The following is a 15,416-nucleotide window of genomic DNA, read 5'->3' on the forward strand; positions in this document are numbered from 1 at the left end:
TTATGGAGCCATGGCTTTCAGCAGTGATCAACCGAAGATCGCGAGACTGTTTCTCAAGGTTACCCAGACGCCCCAAATAAGCGGAATGCCGACGACGGCCCAGGCAAGGGCAGCCTTCGCATCGAACCCGCCTTTGCCAATACCAAAAGAGCCCGTCGGGCCGGCATTGGCGGCGGCGGTCTTCGCCTGCAGCGCCGCAACCTCCGCATCCGACATGAACCACTTGTCCGACAGCGGCTTGACGAAGGCATTGGCGATGAGACCGACCGCCAGCATGCCGGCAAGGATGTACATCGTGCTGGTATAGAGAGCCGGTCCCGGTGCAACACCCGCGGCGATCTGTGCCTCGCGGATATAGTTCACCACGAAGGGCCCGGCGATGCCGGCCGTCGCCCAGGCCGTCAGCAGCCGGCCGTGGATTGCGCCGACGAACTGCGTGCCAAAAATATCCGCGAGATAGGCCGGGATGGTCGCAAAGCCGCCGCCATACATCGAGAGAATGATGCCGAAGGCGAGCACGAAGAGCGCCTTGGAGCCCATCAGCGCGAGCGTGGGCGCCAGCGCATAGAGCACGATGCCGAGGATGAAGAAGCAGAAATAGGTGTTCTTGCGGCCGAGCTTGTCGGACATCGAGGCCCAGAAGAAGCGACCGCCGATATTGAACAGCGAGAGCAGGCCGGTGAAGCCGGCGGCAATCGCGGCGATCTGCGCCTTCTGTCCGGCATCGAGCTGCGCAAACGCGACACCCGGCTGGCCGATCAACGAGCCCGCAAAAATCTCCTGCAGCATGGGCGAGGCCATGCCGATGACGCCGATGCCGGCAGACACGTTAAGGCAGAGCACGGCCCAGATCAGCCAGAACTGCGGCGTCTTGTGCGCATCGCGCAGATGCACGTGGCGGTGGGTGATCATGTTGCTTTTTGCCACCGGCGGCGTCCAGCCTTCCGGACGCCAGCCGGACGGCGGGATGCGATAGCCGAAGGCGCCGCCCATCATGAAGACGAAATAGACGAGCGCCATCACCACGAAGGTTTGCCACACACCCGGCGAGACATCCGTCTTGAAGTAGGTCATCAGCAGATTGGCAAGCGGTGCGCCGATCATCGCGCCACCGCCAAAGCCCATGATCGCCATGCCGGTCGCCATGCCGCGCCGATCGGGGAACCATTTGACCAGCGTGGACACCGGTGAGATATAGCCGAGACCAAGGCCGATGCCGCCGATCACGCCGGCACCGAGCCACATCAGCCACAGCTGATGCGTCATGACGCCGACCGAGGCGACGAGAATGCCGCCGCACCAGCAGCAGGCGGACACGAAGCCCGCCTTGCGCGGCCCAACCCGTTCCAGCCAGCCGCCCCAGATGGCGGCCGAGCAGCCGAGCAGCACGAAGAAGAGTGTATAAATCCAGCCCAGATCCGCCACGCGCCAGTTGCAGGCGGTTGTGAACAAGGCGCCGGCAAGCGTCAGGCTCGAGCAGCTCGGATCCGTGGCCGGCAGCGCCTTGGAAAGCGGCAGCCAGAACACGCTGAAGCCATAGGCCATGCCGATGCACAGATGGATGGCGAGTGCGGCCGGCGGAACCAGCCAACGATTGAAGCCGGGTCTCGCAATGATGCGCTCCCGGTCGAGGAGGCCGATGCCGGCAAGATCCCCTCCACTTACACCTGCAACTGCCATGGACGAACTCCTCCTCTTGGGCTGTCAGGAAAATGAAATTCATTGCCCGCGCAACGGAAGCGCGGTTTCACACTCCAGAAGACCGACGATCTCCCCATCGGCGGCTTTCTGGTCATGCAAGGCAGAAACGGACCGATCCGGCTTGTTCCGAACCAAGCGTCGTTTACGTGACGCCGGCCGGAACGCTGGGTTCCGACAGGGATTCGCCGGCGACCGGGCCCTTGCCGCCCGGCGCGCCCTTTGCTGCATCCGCGCCGAGACCGACGTCCTCCGTCGTCGGGTTTTCCGGGCGCCTGATCTTTGCCGCAGCCGAAACCACCAGCGGCAGGAAGCCACCGATGCCGGCATCGATCATCTCGAAGAAACGACGCCGCATGCGCGGCTCCCAGAACTTGTTGATGTGGGTCGCAACGCCATCCACGCGTACCGCCTCCGGCTGCGAGCCGAAAAAGGTGGCAATCTGGTTTGCCATGCGGACAAGCTTTTCATCGGTGTGGCTAAGCGACATGGCTGCTTTCTCCCGTCGTCAGACGATCAGGCCTGGTAAAGACTTCGAATTCATCGCCGCGGGCAATGCCGATCAGCGTGATGCCCGCCTCCTCCGCCGTCTCGATGGCAAGCGCGGTCGGGGCGGAGACCGCCACGAGACAGGAGCAGCCGAGCAGCGCCGTCTTCTGCACCATTTCCACCGAGAGACGACTGGTGACGACCACCACGCCGTCCGCGGGCTTGAGACCGGCGCGGATCACGGCGCCGCAGAGCTTGTCCAGCGCGTTGTGGCGGCCGACATCCTCGCGGATCGCGGCGATGCCCCGGCCGGGACGATAGAAGCCGGCGGCATGCACGGCGCGCGTTTCGCGGTTGAGGGTCTGGCCGTCGCCGAGCTCACGCACCGCATCCGCCACCATGGCCGGCGTCAGATGAAGGCGCCCCTCCGGCACGCGGGCCACGGCCCGCGCCGCCTGCTCGATCGATTCGATGCCGCAGAGGCCGCATCCGACCGGCCCCGCCATGCGGCGACGCCGCGCCGTGAGAGCGTCCGCGCTTTGATCCTTCAGCGTCACCTGCACATCGATGCCGGCACCGGCTTCGACCGGTTCAACATCCAGAATATCCGCGGCCGACACAATGATCTCCTCGGCCAGCGAAAAGCCGTAGGCGAAATCAACGAGATCGGCCGGTGTCGCCATCATCACGGCATGGGTGGAACCGCCATAGGAAAAGGCGATCGGCACCTCTTCCGGCACGATGCGATGGCCATCCACCATCTGCCCCTGCCGGAAGCGCCATTCCCGAACCGTGCGGCTGGTGTTTTCTGCCATTAACCTGCCCTACTCCGCCGCTTCCAGCTTGCCGGCAATGCGGCGGGAGCGACGGCTGAGTTCCTCGTAATCCTCCTGCCATTCGGTCGGACCGTTGGAGGGCGAGATCTGCACAGCCGTCACCTTGTATTCCGGGCAGTTCGTCGCCCAGTCGGAGAAGTCGGTGGTGATGACGTTGGCCTGCGTGTTCGGATGGTGGAAGGTGGTATAGACCACGCCCGGCGCCACTCGATCGGTGATCAGCGCGCGCAGGGTCGTCTCGCCGGCGCGGCTTGCGAGCTTCACCCAGTCGCGATCCTTGATGCCGCGCTGTTCGGCATCGTGCGGATGAATTTCCAGCCGGTCCTCCTCGTGCCAGACGACATTCTCCGTACGCCGCGTCTGGGCGCCGACATTGTATTGGCTGAGAATGCGGCCGGTGGTGAGCAGCAGCGGGAAGCGCGGGCCGGTGCGTTCGTCAGTCGCGACATATTCCGTTCGTATGAATTTACCCTTGCCGCGCACAAAGCCGTCGATATGCATGATCGGCGAGCCATCCGGGAACTTTTCGTTGCAGGGCCACTGCACCGAACCCTTCTTCTCCAGATAGTCGTAGGACACGCCGGCAAAGCTCGGTGTCGTTGCGGCGATCTCGTCCATGATTTCGGACGGATGGCCATAGGTCCAGGCCAAGCCCATGGCCTGCGCCAGCTTCTGGGTCACTTCCCAATCCGCATAGCCATTCTTCGGCGTCATGACCTTGCGCACGCGGTTGATGCGACGCTCGGCATTGGTAAACGTGCCGTCCTTTTCCAGGAAGGTGGACCCCGGCAGGAAGACATGCGCGTAATTGGCGGTCTCGTTCAGGAAGAGATCGTGGACCACGACACATTCCATGGCTTCCAGACCGGCGGAGACATGCTTGGTGTCCGGGTCGGACTGGAGAATGTCCTCGCCCTGGATGTAGATGCCCTTGAACGAGCCTTCGACGGCGGCATCCAGCATGTTGGGAATGCGAAGCCCCGGCTCGTTGTTGAGCGTGACACCCCAGAGCTTTTCGAAGGTTTCGCGCGTCGCATCATCCGAGATGTGGCGATAGCCCGGCAGTTCGTGCGGGAAGGAGCCCATGTCGCAGGAGCCCTGCACATTGTTCTGGCCGCGCAGCGGGTTCACGCCGACGCCCGGACGACCGATATTGCCGGTCGCCATCGCCAGGTTGGCAATCGCCATGACCGTGGTCGAGCCCTGGCTGTGTTCGGTGACACCCAGGCCGTAATAGATCGCGCCATTGCCGCCCCTGGCATAGAGACGCGCCGCGCCGCGCAGGTCTTCCGCCGGAACACCGGTGAACTTTTCCGTTTCTTCCGGGCTGTGCTGCGGCTCGGCGACGAAAGCCGCCCAGTCCTCGAATTCGGACCAGTCGCAGCGGGTGCGAATGAAGGCCTCGTCAAACAGGCCTTCGGTGACGATGACATGAGCAATCGCCGTCAGCACCGCGACATTGGTGCCGGGCTTCAGCGGCAGGTGGAAGGCAGCCTCCACATGCGGCGTCTTGACCAGATCGATACGGCGCGGATCGATGACGATCAGCTTCGCGCCCTGGCGCAGGCGCTTCTTGAGCCGCGAACCGAACACCGGATGCCCGTCCGTCGGGTTTGCGCCGATGACCAGCACCACATCCGAATGCTCGACGCTATCGAAATTCTGCGTGCCGGCCGAGGTGCCGAAGGCCTGGCCGAGACCATAGCCGGTCGGCGAATGGCAGACACGGGCGCAGGTATCGACATTGTTGTTGCCGAAGCCGGCGCGGATCAGCTTCTGCACGAGATAGGTTTCTTCATTCGTGCATCGCGACGAGGTGATGCCGCCAATCGATTCCCGGCCGTACTGATACTGGATGCTGCGGAATTCCGAGGCGACATGGGCAAAGGCCTCTTCCCAGGTCACTTCGCGCCAGGGATCGGTGATCTTCTCGCGGATCATCGGGTTGAGGATGCGGTCCTTGTGGCTTGCGTAACCATAGGCGAACCGACCCTTGACGCAGGAATGGCCGCGATTGGCCTGGCCATCCTTCCAGGGCACCATGCGCACCAGCTCCTCGCCGCGCATTTCCGCCTTGAACGAACAGCCGACGCCGCAATAGGCGCAGGTGGTCACCAGCGAATGCTCCGGCTGGCCGATGGCGATCACCGACTTTTCCGTCAGCGTCGCCGTCGGGCAGGCCTGCACGCAGGCGCCGCAGGAAACGCATTCGGAAGAGAGAAAGGCCTCATGCGCGCCGGGCGAGACGCGGCTGTCGAAACCGCGGCCCTCGATGGTCAGCGCAAACGTGCCCTGCACCTCCTCGCAGGCGCGCACGCAGCGCGAACAGACGATGCATTTCGACGGGTCATAGGTGAAATAGGGATTGCTCTCGTCCTTCGGCATCCACTGCGCATTGATCCCGCCCTCGGCAGACCGCGCCTTCACATGGTTCTCGCCCTCATAGCCGTAGCGCACATCGCGCAGGCCGACGGCACCGGCCATATCCTGCAGCTCGCAATCGCCATTGGCGGCGCAGGTCAGGCAGTCGAGCGGATGGTCGGAGATGTAAAGCTCCATCACGCCCTTGCGGATCGCCTTCAGCCGCTCCGTCTGGGTGTGGACGACGATGCCGGGCGCAACGGGTGTGGTGCAGGAGGCCGGGGTGCCGTTGCGGCCCTCCACCTCGATCAGACAGAGACGGCAGGAGCCGAAGGCATCGACCATGTCGGTCGCGCAGAGTTTTGGCACCTGAATGCCGGCCTCCATCGAGGCGCGCATGATCGAGGTGCCCTCGGGCACGGTGATCTGCCGGCCGTCGATGGTGAGCGTCACCAGTTTTTCGGCACGCGAGGCGGGCGTGCCGTAATCGATTTCAGGAACGAGGGGCATGAAGGGCCTCCTGTGCGCAATGGGCGAGAACGCGGGACGAACGGGAGATGAGACCCCCTCTGGCCTGCCGGCCATCTCCCCCACAAGGGGGGAGATAACTCGTGGCGGCCGTGTGCTCCCGGTAGCCAAACGAGTGGGTTAGCGACGGTGCAGCTGCCTTATTCGCTTGCGTTGGGCGGGACGGTGCCGCGCGCCGAGCCCTCCCCCTTGTGGGGAGGGCGGCGAGCAAAGCGAGCGGGAGGGGTCTTTCTCTGACACTCATTCCGCAGCCTCCCTCACGGGGGCCGGCGCAAAATCCTGCGGAAAATGCGTCATGGCGCTCATCACCGGATAGGGCGTGAAGCCGCCGAGGGCACAGAGCGAGCCGAACTTCATGGTGTTGCAGAGGTCTTCCAGCAGCACCTTGTTCTTCTCCGGCTCGATGCCACGGGCGATCTTGTCCACGGTCTCGACGCCGCGCGTCGAGCCGATGCGGCAGGGCGTGCACTTGCCGCAGCTTTCCACGGCGCAGAATTCCATGGCAAAGCGCGCCTGCTTCAGCATGTCGACGCTGTCGTCGAACACCACGATGCCCGCATGGCCAATGAGACCGCCGGCGGCCGTGAAGGCCTCATAATCGAACACAGTGTCGAACAGCGCCGGCGGGAAATAGGCGCCGAGCGGGCCGCCGACCTGCACCGCCTTGACCGGGCGGCCGCTGACAGTGCCGCCGCCGATCTCGTTGACCAGTTCTCCGAGCGTCAGGCCGAAGGCGGTTTCATAGAGCCCGCCATGCTTCAGATTGCCGGCAAGCTGGATCGGGATCGTGCCATGCGAACGGCCGACGCCATAATCGCGATAAAACTCAGCGCCGCGGTCCATGATGACGGGGATGGAGGCGAGCGACATGACGTTGTTGACCACCGTCGGCTTGCCGAACAGGCCCTGCAGCGCCGGCAGCGGCGGCTTGGCGCGCACGATGCCGCGCTTGCCTTCCAGGCTGTTCAGCAGCGAGGTTTCCTCGCCGCAGACATAGGCGCCGGCACCCATGCGCACTTCCATGTCGAATGCGTAAGCCGACCCCAACACGGACGGACCGAGAATGCCTTCCCGGCGGGCGATGGCGATCGCCTCTTCCATGATGGCAATGGCATGCGGATATTCGGAGCGGGTGTAGACATAGCCCTTTGTGGCGCCGACCGCGATGCCGGCAATCGCCATGCCCTCAATCAAGACGAAAGGATCGCCCTCCATGATCATCCGGTCGGCGAAGGTGCCGCTGTCGCCCTCGTCGGCATTGCAGACGATGTATTTCTGGTCGGCCGTCGCGTCCGCGACCGTCTTCCACTTGATGCCGGTCGGGAAGCCTGCGCCGCCGCGACCGCGCAACCCGCTGTCGGTGACCTGCTTGACGATGTCGGCTGGCGGCATGGCCACGGCCTTTTGAAGACCCGTGAGGCCCTTGTAGTGCCGGTAATCCTCCAGCGACAGAGGATCGGTGATACCGCAGCGGGAGAAGGTAAGCCGTGTCTGGTTCTTGAGGAAGGGAATCTCGCTGGTCAGCCCATGACAGAGCGGGTGATCGCCGCCGGCAAGGAAGCCGGCCTCGAACAGCGACGGCACGTCGGCAGCCCTGACGGGGCCATAGGCGACGCGACCGTGATCAGTGCGCACCTCGACCAGCACTTCCAACCACAGCATGCCGCGCGAGCCGTTGCGGACGATGTGCACATCGCGATTGCGGGCCTTTGCCTCGCGCTCGATCGCGGCGGCGACCTTGTCGGCACCGACAGCAAGCGCTGCCGCATCGCGGGGAACGAAAACAGTGATGGTTTCGGGCACGCTCATGCACGCACCTCCGCGACAATATCGTTCAGACAGTCTTCGTCGAGACGCGCATAGAGTTCACCGTCGAACATGGCTGCCGGCGCCTGGGCACAGAGCCCGAGACAGAAGACCGGTTCGAGCGTGACCGAGCCATCTGCCGCCGTTTCATGCCAGCCGAGGCCGAGCTTCGCCTTCGCCCGCTCGGCCAGCGCATCGCCGCCCATTGACTGGCAGGCTTCGGCGCGACAGAGTTTTAGCGTGTGGCGGCCGGCCGGATGATCCTTGAAATCATGGTAGAAGGTGACGACGCCGTGCACCTCGGCGCGCGACAGGTTCAGCGCCTCAGCAATGATCTGCTTGGCGCCCTCGGGAATATAGCCGAATTCGGCCTGCACCTTGTGCAGGATCGGCAGCATCGGACCTTCCAGATGCCGACAGTCCTCGATGATGGCCGCAATACGGGTTGCCTCATCCACGGCAACCACCCGAACATTCATGGTCAGTCCTCCCAAACCGACACCCGGCACGCTTCCGGCACAAATCGCCGGTTGCTGTCATGGATCGCAAGCGATCCGGGCGCCGTCATCCGAAACGGCAACGCTGCCTGTTCGTGAAGGATGACGAAGATGCATACATCAGGTCAATATCGCCGTCTCGTTGTGCGATAGAAAAAAACTATCAAACGCGGATGCTGCAACGCGGGATCGCGCCTCGTGCATCAGGGCGGAGACGAGCGGCGTGTGTGGTTCGCGATGCGTGGCAACGAGGCCCACCAGATGCTCGGCCTCCGGCTCGCTGATCGGGATCATCCGGATCTCCTCGGGAAAACCGAAGGATTCCGCAACGTTACGCGGCATGATCGAGGCCCACTGGCCGGTGCGGATATGGGAAAACAGCACGATCATGGAGTTGGATTCGAGCGTCGGCTTGGCCCGGACCCCGGCTTCGGCCATGTGCTTGTTGATGATCCGGCGGTTCTGCATGTCCGGGGTCAATAGACAAAGCCGAAGATCCGAGACTTCCTTCCAGGTCACGCTCTGACAATCCGCAAGCGGCGTGCCGGCAGCGGCAATCAGGTGATAGCGCTCTGAATACAGGGGAACTGTCGTGACGCGGCCAAGCGGTTCATTGTCGAGATAGGTGATGCCGGCATCGATCTCGAGATTTTCCAGCTGGCTCAGAACCTGCAGCGAGGTGCGCGACGTGACGGAAAAGGTGACGTTCGGATGCCGGGCCTGAAAGGGTTCGGTAAGCCGCGGCACCATGGCAAGCGCGGTCGGGATGACCGCCAGCCGGATATGGCCGGCAAGGCCCTTGCGGGCGGCGCGCATTTCCTCACGCATGGTGCGGGTATCGCCGACGATGCGGCGCGCCCATTCCAGCACGCGCTGCCCTTCCGGCGTCAGCCCCTGGAAACGCGAGCCGCGCACCACCAGCACCACGCCGAGCTGATCCTCCAGTTGGCGGATCGCGGCCGAGAGCGTCGGCTGCGAAATGCCGCATTCTTCCGCCGCACGGCCGAAATGACCGGCCCCGGCAAGCGCAATGAAGAATTCCAGCTTGTCGATCATGGCGCCCTCGCGGAAAGATTTGGGCGCCGACATTCCCTGTCGGCACTCGCACCCTCTCTTGTGGCCAATTGCGGGGGCAAAGGTCAACCATTGGCCCGGATGGCAACCGACGCGGTATACGAAAGAGGCACGACAAAGTTGTCTCGTTCGCTTCCTGCCCTAGATGCGAACATCGGGGCGCGGCGTCTCGACTTTTTCGGAGGCAGTGGCGGGAGGAACCGTGACGATAAAGGATACATTCTCATTCCTGGAAGGCGGCGGTGCTTCGGCCGCGCTGATCCGCGATACCAAGTGGACGTCCACACCGCTTGGGCCGCTCGAGACCTGGCCGATTTCGCTGCGCACCATTGCTGCCTCCATTCTCACCTCGGCCTTTCCAGCCGCCATTGCCTGGGGGCCGCAACTGATCACCCTCTATAACGACCCGTTTCGCCCGATCCTCGGTGGGAAACCGGAATCCATGGGAAGGCCATTTTCGGACGTCTGGTCGGACGTCTGGGATACAATGGGGCCGATCGCCGCCGCAGCGCAGGCGGGCAAAGCCTCCTATAGGGAAGACGTGCCCTTGACGGTGTCGCGCAAAGGCTATCCAGAAGAGGCCTGTTTCACCTTCTGCTACAATCCTTTGCGCGACGATGCCGGCCAGATTGCCGGACTTCTGGCGACCGCAATCGAGACAACGGAGCGGGTGGCGAGCGAGCGGCAGGCCCGGCTGATGACGTCGGAACTGCAGCACCGGATCAAGAACATGTTTGCGACGGTCAATTCGATCGTCAGCCAGACCCTGCGCTCGGAACGGCCTCTTGCGGAAATCCGACCGCTGCTCCTGCAGCGGCTTTCCGCGATTGCGAGCGCCCATGCGCTCCTCACCGAAACCGGCAAGGGCGACGTGCTTGTGCGCCAGGTTCTGGACATCGGCCTTGCCCCGCACCGGATGACGGCCGAGCGCATCCTGATGAGCGGCCCTCAGGTGATGCTCAATGAAAAGCAGGCGCTTTCGCTGTCGCTCGCCATCAACGAACTGGCGACCAATGCCATCAAATACGGCGCGCTGCATGCCGATAACGGGACAGTGGCGATTACCTGGGAGGGTGACGGTCTTGGTCGCTTCCGCCTCACCTGGCAGGAAAATGGCGGCCCTACGGTCGCACCTCCTTCGCGCCGCGGCTTCGGGACAACGCTGATGGAGCGTGTCGTTCCGCATGATTTCGGCGGAACAGCCCTGCTCGCCTATGTTCCGTCTGGCCTTCGCTACACCTTGTCGACCGATCAGCTGCGCCATGGCTGAGATCAGAGGCGGATCGAGCCGGTCCGCTCCTTGATGATGTGAGCGCTGCGGGCGAGCGCCTTGTGTTCCCCATCATCAAGATCCGGGAAAAGATCCGCCAGCACACCCGCCGCCCCGATGACGCGCGGCACAGACAGCGCAACGTCGGCCACACCTTCCACAAGCTGTGTCACCATGGATACCGACAGGACTGCCCGCTGATCGAGCGCGATTGCCTTGACGATCCGTTGCAGGCCGGCGCCGATGCCATAATAGGTGGCGCCCTTGCCTTCGATGATGCGATAGGCGGCGTTGCGCACGTTGTCGTCGATCAAGGCGCGGATCTCCGCTGTCAACGGCTTGCCCACCTGTTCGGCAAAGGAGGCGACGGAGACGGACCCGGCCAGGGCATTCGACCAGGTCAGCACTTCGCTGTCGCCATGCTCACCCAGCACATAGGCATGGACGGACTGAGCGGAAATGCCAAGTTGGCGCCCAAGCAGCGTGCGAAACCGCGCCGTATCAAGGATCGTGCCCGAGCCGATCACCCGCTGCGGCGCAAGGCCGGACAGGCGGGTGGCAATATCGGTCATGATATCGACGGGGTTGGAAGCGACCAGAAGAATGGCGTCAGGCGCCACGGACAGCACAGACGTCACGATGCTTCGAAAAACATCGGCATTGCGCTCCAGGAGGGAGAGCCGGTCTTCGCCGGGTTTCTGGCTGACACCGGCGGCGAGAATGACCACGCCTGCCCCTTCCAGCGCCTCATAACCGCCGGCCGTCACCTTGGTGGCGGAATGAAAGGGCGTGGCGTGGGCGATATCCTCCGCCTGCGCCAGCGCAAGCGAGCCGTTCTTATCCACCAGCACCACTTCGCTTGCCGTGCCCGTCAGCGCCAGCGCATAGCCTGCCGTACTGCCGACCATGCCGGCGCCTACGATCCCCACCTTCATGCGCAACTCCTGTTGAATGACAGGACCACTCTACACGTTCAGGGCAAGGCGGAAATTGATTTAAGGCAAGGCATGGCCGCCGCTCCCTTGCGGGGCCGCCTCCTCAGAGGCGCGTGGCTGCAAGCCGCTCCTCATCCAGGTGCACGCCGAGCCCCGGCGTTTCGCCAAGGTCCAGCCAGCCATTGCGGTGCTGCAAGGGTTCTGCCATCGGAAAATCACGGCGGGCCTCGCTCCACTCCGGCCCGTCATAGGGATATTCGAGGAAGGGCGCATCGCCGACGCCCGCCGTCAGATGCGCATTCGCCAGCACGCCGATGCCATTGGTCCAGCTGTGCGGGGTAAAGGTCATGCCCGCCTCGCGCGCCTGATAAACCAGACGCCGGCAGCCGGTAATGCCCCCCACCAGCGCCACGTCGGGCTGGATGACATCGAGCGCCCGCTCCTCGATGATCTGGCGAAACTCGCTCAGTTCCCGCGTCATCTCACCGCCGGCGATGCGCACCGCCGTTGCTTCTTTGAGAAGCCGCATGCCCTTCAAATCGGCGCGGTGCAGCGGCTCCTCCATCCAGTAGATGTCCAGCCTTTCCAGTTCTCGCGCCACCATGAGCGCGTCCTTGAAGGTCCAGGCAAGCGTCGTATCCCAGGGCATGCGCCAGCCCTGATTGCAGTCGACCATCAGTTCAAGCCGAGAGCCCAGCCGGGCGCGGATTGCTTCCAGGGCCTTCACATCCTCGCGCCAGCTCGCCCGCCCGCCGGCGGAGGAGGAAAAGCGCACCTTCATGGCTGAAAAGCCTTCCTCCAGATAACGTTCCGCCTGATCGGCCATGGCAGAGGCATCGCGCAGCACGCCGGAGGACGCGTAAAGCCGCACCGTGTCTGCCCGCCCCCCCAGCATGCGCCAGACCGGTTCTCCGGTGATCTTTCCCGAAAGGTCCCAGAGCGCCAGATCCAGCGGCCAGCAGCGGCCATAATGAAAGTTGATATGGGAGAGCACTTCGTAGTGCCGCTCCAGATAGCGGGGATCATGCCCGACAAACAGGTCTTCGTGCCCTTCGAAGCCCTTCATCAGATCACCGGAACCAATGCCCTCGCGACCATCCGTGTCGCGCACGCGCACCACGGTGGCATCGAAATGATGCCGGGGGCGGCCATCCCAGCTCGCCTTGAACGGCGGATCGAGCGGCAGGCGGTGATGGCTGATCTCGATCGAGGCAATCTTCATCGCACACCCACCTTAACTGAACTGCTGCCAGATCGTCTTGAAATCACAGTATTTGTCGATGGCGTGCACCGAGCGGTCCCGCCCGAAGCCGGACTGCTTGAAGCCACCGAAGGGGGTGGAGAAACTGGCCATGTCATAGGTATTGATCCATACCGTGCCGGCATGAAGGTTTTCCGAAAACCGATGCGCCCGGTTCATGTCGCGCGTAAACACCGCACCCGCCAGGCCATAGATCGTGTCATTGGCGATGGCGAGCGCCTCTTCTTCCGTCTCGAAGGACAGCGAGCAAAGCACCGGTCCGAAGATTTCGTCGCGGGCAATGTTCATGTCGTTCGTTACGCCCTTGAGGACGCCGGGAGACACATAATAGCCACCGGTTTCCGACAGCACGCGCTCGGCCCCGAACACGCGACGGGCCCCCTCCTTCTCACCGGCGGCAATCATGGACAGCACCTTGTCCATATGCGCCTCCTCGATCAGCGCGCCGATCTGGGCTTCTGGATCGAAGGGATGTGCAAGGATGATCTCGTTCTCGGTCACCTTGCGAATGCGCTCGATCAGGTCCGCCTCGACCGACCGCTCGACGATCAACCGGGTGGCGGCATGGCAGGTTTCGCCGGAATTGTAGAAACAGCCCCAGGCGGCGGCTGATGCCGCGAGATCCAGATCCGCATCGGCAAACACCACCAGTGGCGACTTGCCGCCAAGCTCCAGCGCCACGCGCTTGACGTTGGATTGTGCGGCATAGGTCATGATCAGCTTGCCGACCTCGGTCGAGCCGGTGAAGGCGATCATGTCGACATCCATATGGCAGGCGAGCGGTTTGCCTGTCTCCTCGCCAAAACCGGTCACGACATTGAAGACGCCTGCCGGAAGCCCTGCTTCCACCGCAAGTTCCGCAAGCTTCAAGGCCGACAGCGAGGATTGCTCTGCCGGCTTCAGCACGACGGAATTGCCGGCAGCAATGGCCGGTCCGATCTTCCAGGCATCGATGATCATCGGGTAGTTCCACGGCGTGATGGCCCCGATGACGCCAAGCGGCACCTTGCGCACCAGCGCCCGCGACATCGGCCCGGTCGGCGCAATCTCGTCATAGAGCTTGTCGATCATTTCCGCGTAGAACTGGATGCCGTCGGCGCACAGCCTCACATCGACATTGAGCGAGGCAAGCACCGGTTTGCCGACATCCAGCGTTTCAAGCAGCGCCAGTTCCTCGCCATTGCGCCGGATGAGATCGGCCCAGGCGAGCATGATCCTCTTTTTGTCCGACGGATCCTTCTTGCGCCAGACGCCGCTCGAAAAGGCTAACCGTGCAGCGCTCACGGCAGCATCGACATCGGCCGCATCACCGCGGGCAAGACTTGCCCCTAGGCGACCGTCCATCGGGCGGGTGCGGGTAAAGGTCTTCCCCGAGAGAGCAGCACGAAAACCGCCGTCGATGAAATGCCGCCCCTCCGGCACCGTGCGTGCATCGAGCGCTTCCCAGTCGGCACGGGTCCTGGTCATCAAAGTGTCCTCGGCAGGGCCATCAGGCTTTCGGCAAAACGGTCGAGATCGGCATCCGTGACCTCGAAAATGGTCGCCCGGCGCATAGGCTGGTTTTCCGGCGCTTTCATTTCAGCAGCGAGATCCTCAGCCGTGAAGGCGGCAAAGGCGGCCGGAAGCGCCCGCCGGATGCCGCAGCGATCCATCAGGTCCGAGATAAAGGCCGGCAAGTCTTGTATCTGCTCCAGACCACAGGCGCGGGCCGCGGCCTGCAGATCGGGTGTTTCCGTTTGAACGAGCCAAGGCAGCGTTGCCTCGAAGGCGAGTGCCGTCGCAAGCCCGTGATGGACCGGCGCAAGGCCCGCAAGCGCATGGGACATATTATGCGCAATCGCCGTACCGCAATTGTCGATGGCAATTCCGGCGTAGCAGGAACCCAGGAGCAGCTTTTCCCGCGCCGGCAGATTGCTCGGGTCTGCGACGGCGACGGGCAGGCCTTCAATGATCAACCGCATGGCCTGATGCGCATAAAGGGCCGCACCGGCATGGGCGTTGCGGTTCGTGGCCGCTTCAAAGGCATGGATGAAGGCATCCATGCCGCACCAGGCGGTAAGCGACGGCGGCAGTGTCACGGTCAGCTGCGGATCGAGGATCACCTGATCGGCTTTTGTCTCCGCCCCCCAGATCCAGAGCTTCTTGCCTGTTTCGCCGGTGAAAATCGTGGTAGCGGAGGTTTCCGATCCGGTGCCGGCCGTCGTCGGCACGAGGATCTTCCTCAGCGGGTTCTTAGGCAGCGGATTGGCCGCCAGCGCATAATGCAGCGGATCCTTTCCGGAGGCGGCGCAGCAGGCGGTAATCTTGGCGATATCCAGCGCCGAGCCTCCCCCTATGCCGATCACCAGCTGGCAGCCTTCAGCGGCCGCAACAGCCGCCCGCAGATGCGAAAGTTTCGGCTCGCCGGAAAACTCTGAAAAAATACGCGACCGGATACCGACGGAGGAAAGATCCGCAACGAGCGCTTCGGCAAGTCCGCCTCGCGCGAGAAAGCCATCGAGGACCAGCAAGGCGCACTCGACAGGCCCCAACGCTCTGGCAAGCATAGCCACTTCGCCCACCGCGCCGGCGCCAAAGTGAATATCGGGAATGAAGGCGGTGGAAAAGCGCATGGGGCACGAGCATCCGTTACGAAGAACAGCACTCTGCATCACAAGACCA

The 15,416-nt window shown here is 63.3% G+C and carries 12 protein-coding genes; 1 reads left to right on the top strand and 11 read right to left on the bottom strand.

All coding sequences use genetic code 11. The features are described from left to right. Positions 1 to 27 precede the first annotated feature (27 nt). The 7 genes from J2858_RS15950 to J2858_RS15980 form a co-directional block, all read right to left on the bottom strand. Positions 28 to 1,680 (bottom strand): OFA family MFS transporter, encoded by a 1,653-nt coding sequence (locus J2858_RS15950; RefSeq protein WP_210105815.1) that lies wholly within the window; start codon positions 1,678 to 1,680, stop codon positions 28 to 30. Positions 1,681 to 1,843: 163 nt separating this feature from the next. After that, a complete protein-coding gene (locus J2858_RS15955; protein WP_210105816.1) occupies positions 1,844 to 2,188 on the bottom strand; it encodes a formate dehydrogenase subunit delta in 345 nt (114 codons plus the stop codon). Further along, complete coding sequence (gene fdhD, locus J2858_RS15960; protein WP_210105817.1) at positions 2,178 to 3,002, bottom strand: formate dehydrogenase accessory sulfurtransferase FdhD; 825 nt, start codon at positions 3,000 to 3,002, stop codon at positions 2,178 to 2,180. The genes J2858_RS15955 and fdhD overlap by 11 nt, the downstream gene beginning before the upstream one ends. A gap of 9 nt (positions 3,003 to 3,011) precedes the next feature. After that, a complete protein-coding gene (gene fdhF, locus J2858_RS15965) occupies positions 3,012 to 5,894 on the bottom strand; it encodes a formate dehydrogenase subunit alpha (protein WP_210105818.1) in 2,883 nt (960 codons plus the stop codon). A 258-nt stretch (positions 5,895 to 6,152) separates the two neighbouring features. Beyond that, positions 6,153 to 7,721, bottom strand: coding sequence for a formate dehydrogenase beta subunit (locus J2858_RS15970; RefSeq protein WP_210105819.1), 1,569 nt, complete (start codon positions 7,719 to 7,721; stop codon positions 6,153 to 6,155). Next, positions 7,718 to 8,197: a formate dehydrogenase subunit gamma gene (locus J2858_RS15975; RefSeq protein WP_210105820.1), complete on the bottom strand. Its 480-nt coding sequence runs from the start codon at positions 8,195 to 8,197 to the stop codon at positions 7,718 to 7,720. Before J2858_RS15975 ends, J2858_RS15970 begins: the two co-directional genes overlap by 4 nt. Positions 8,198 to 8,335: 138 nt before the next feature. Then, positions 8,336 to 9,271 carry a LysR family transcriptional regulator gene (locus J2858_RS15980; protein WP_210105821.1) on the bottom strand — a complete coding sequence of 312 codons (936 nt, stop codon included), beginning with the start codon at positions 9,269 to 9,271 and terminating at the stop codon, positions 8,336 to 8,338. A 220-nt stretch (positions 9,272 to 9,491) separates the two neighbouring features. On the opposite strand from J2858_RS15980, the gene J2858_RS15985 reads away from it, so the two are divergent. After that, the gene (locus J2858_RS15985; protein ID WP_210105822.1) at positions 9,492 to 10,559 is read left to right on the top strand and encodes an HWE histidine kinase domain-containing protein; all 1,068 of its coding nucleotides are present in this window, start codon (positions 9,492 to 9,494) and stop codon (positions 10,557 to 10,559) included. Positions 10,560 to 10,561: 2 nt separating this feature from the next. Here the strand turns inward: J2858_RS15985 and J2858_RS15990 are convergent, their stop codons facing one another. The 4 genes from J2858_RS15990 to J2858_RS16005 form a co-directional block, all read right to left on the bottom strand. After that, positions 10,562 to 11,494, bottom strand: coding sequence for an L-lactate dehydrogenase (locus J2858_RS15990; protein WP_210105823.1), 933 nt, complete (start codon positions 11,492 to 11,494; stop codon positions 10,562 to 10,564). Between the two features lie 103 nt (positions 11,495 to 11,597). Continuing rightward, positions 11,598 to 12,716: a mandelate racemase/muconate lactonizing enzyme family protein gene (locus J2858_RS15995; RefSeq protein WP_210105824.1), complete on the bottom strand. Its 1,119-nt coding sequence runs from the start codon at positions 12,714 to 12,716 to the stop codon at positions 11,598 to 11,600. 12 nt (positions 12,717 to 12,728) lie between these two features. Continuing rightward, on the bottom strand, positions 12,729 to 14,222 hold the full coding sequence (locus J2858_RS16000) for an aldehyde dehydrogenase family protein (RefSeq protein WP_210105825.1): 1,494 nt from the start codon (positions 14,220 to 14,222) through the stop codon (positions 12,729 to 12,731). Beyond that, positions 14,222 to 15,367 (bottom strand): iron-containing alcohol dehydrogenase, encoded by a 1,146-nt coding sequence (locus J2858_RS16005; RefSeq protein WP_210105826.1) that lies wholly within the window; start codon positions 15,365 to 15,367, stop codon positions 14,222 to 14,224. The genes J2858_RS16000 and J2858_RS16005 overlap by 1 nt, the downstream gene beginning before the upstream one ends. Positions 15,368 to 15,416: the final 49 nt, after the last annotated feature.

This window comes from Neorhizobium galegae (assembly GCF_017877135.1).
GTDB classification, from domain to species: Bacteria; Pseudomonadota; Alphaproteobacteria; order Rhizobiales; family Rhizobiaceae; genus Neorhizobium; species Neorhizobium galegae_A.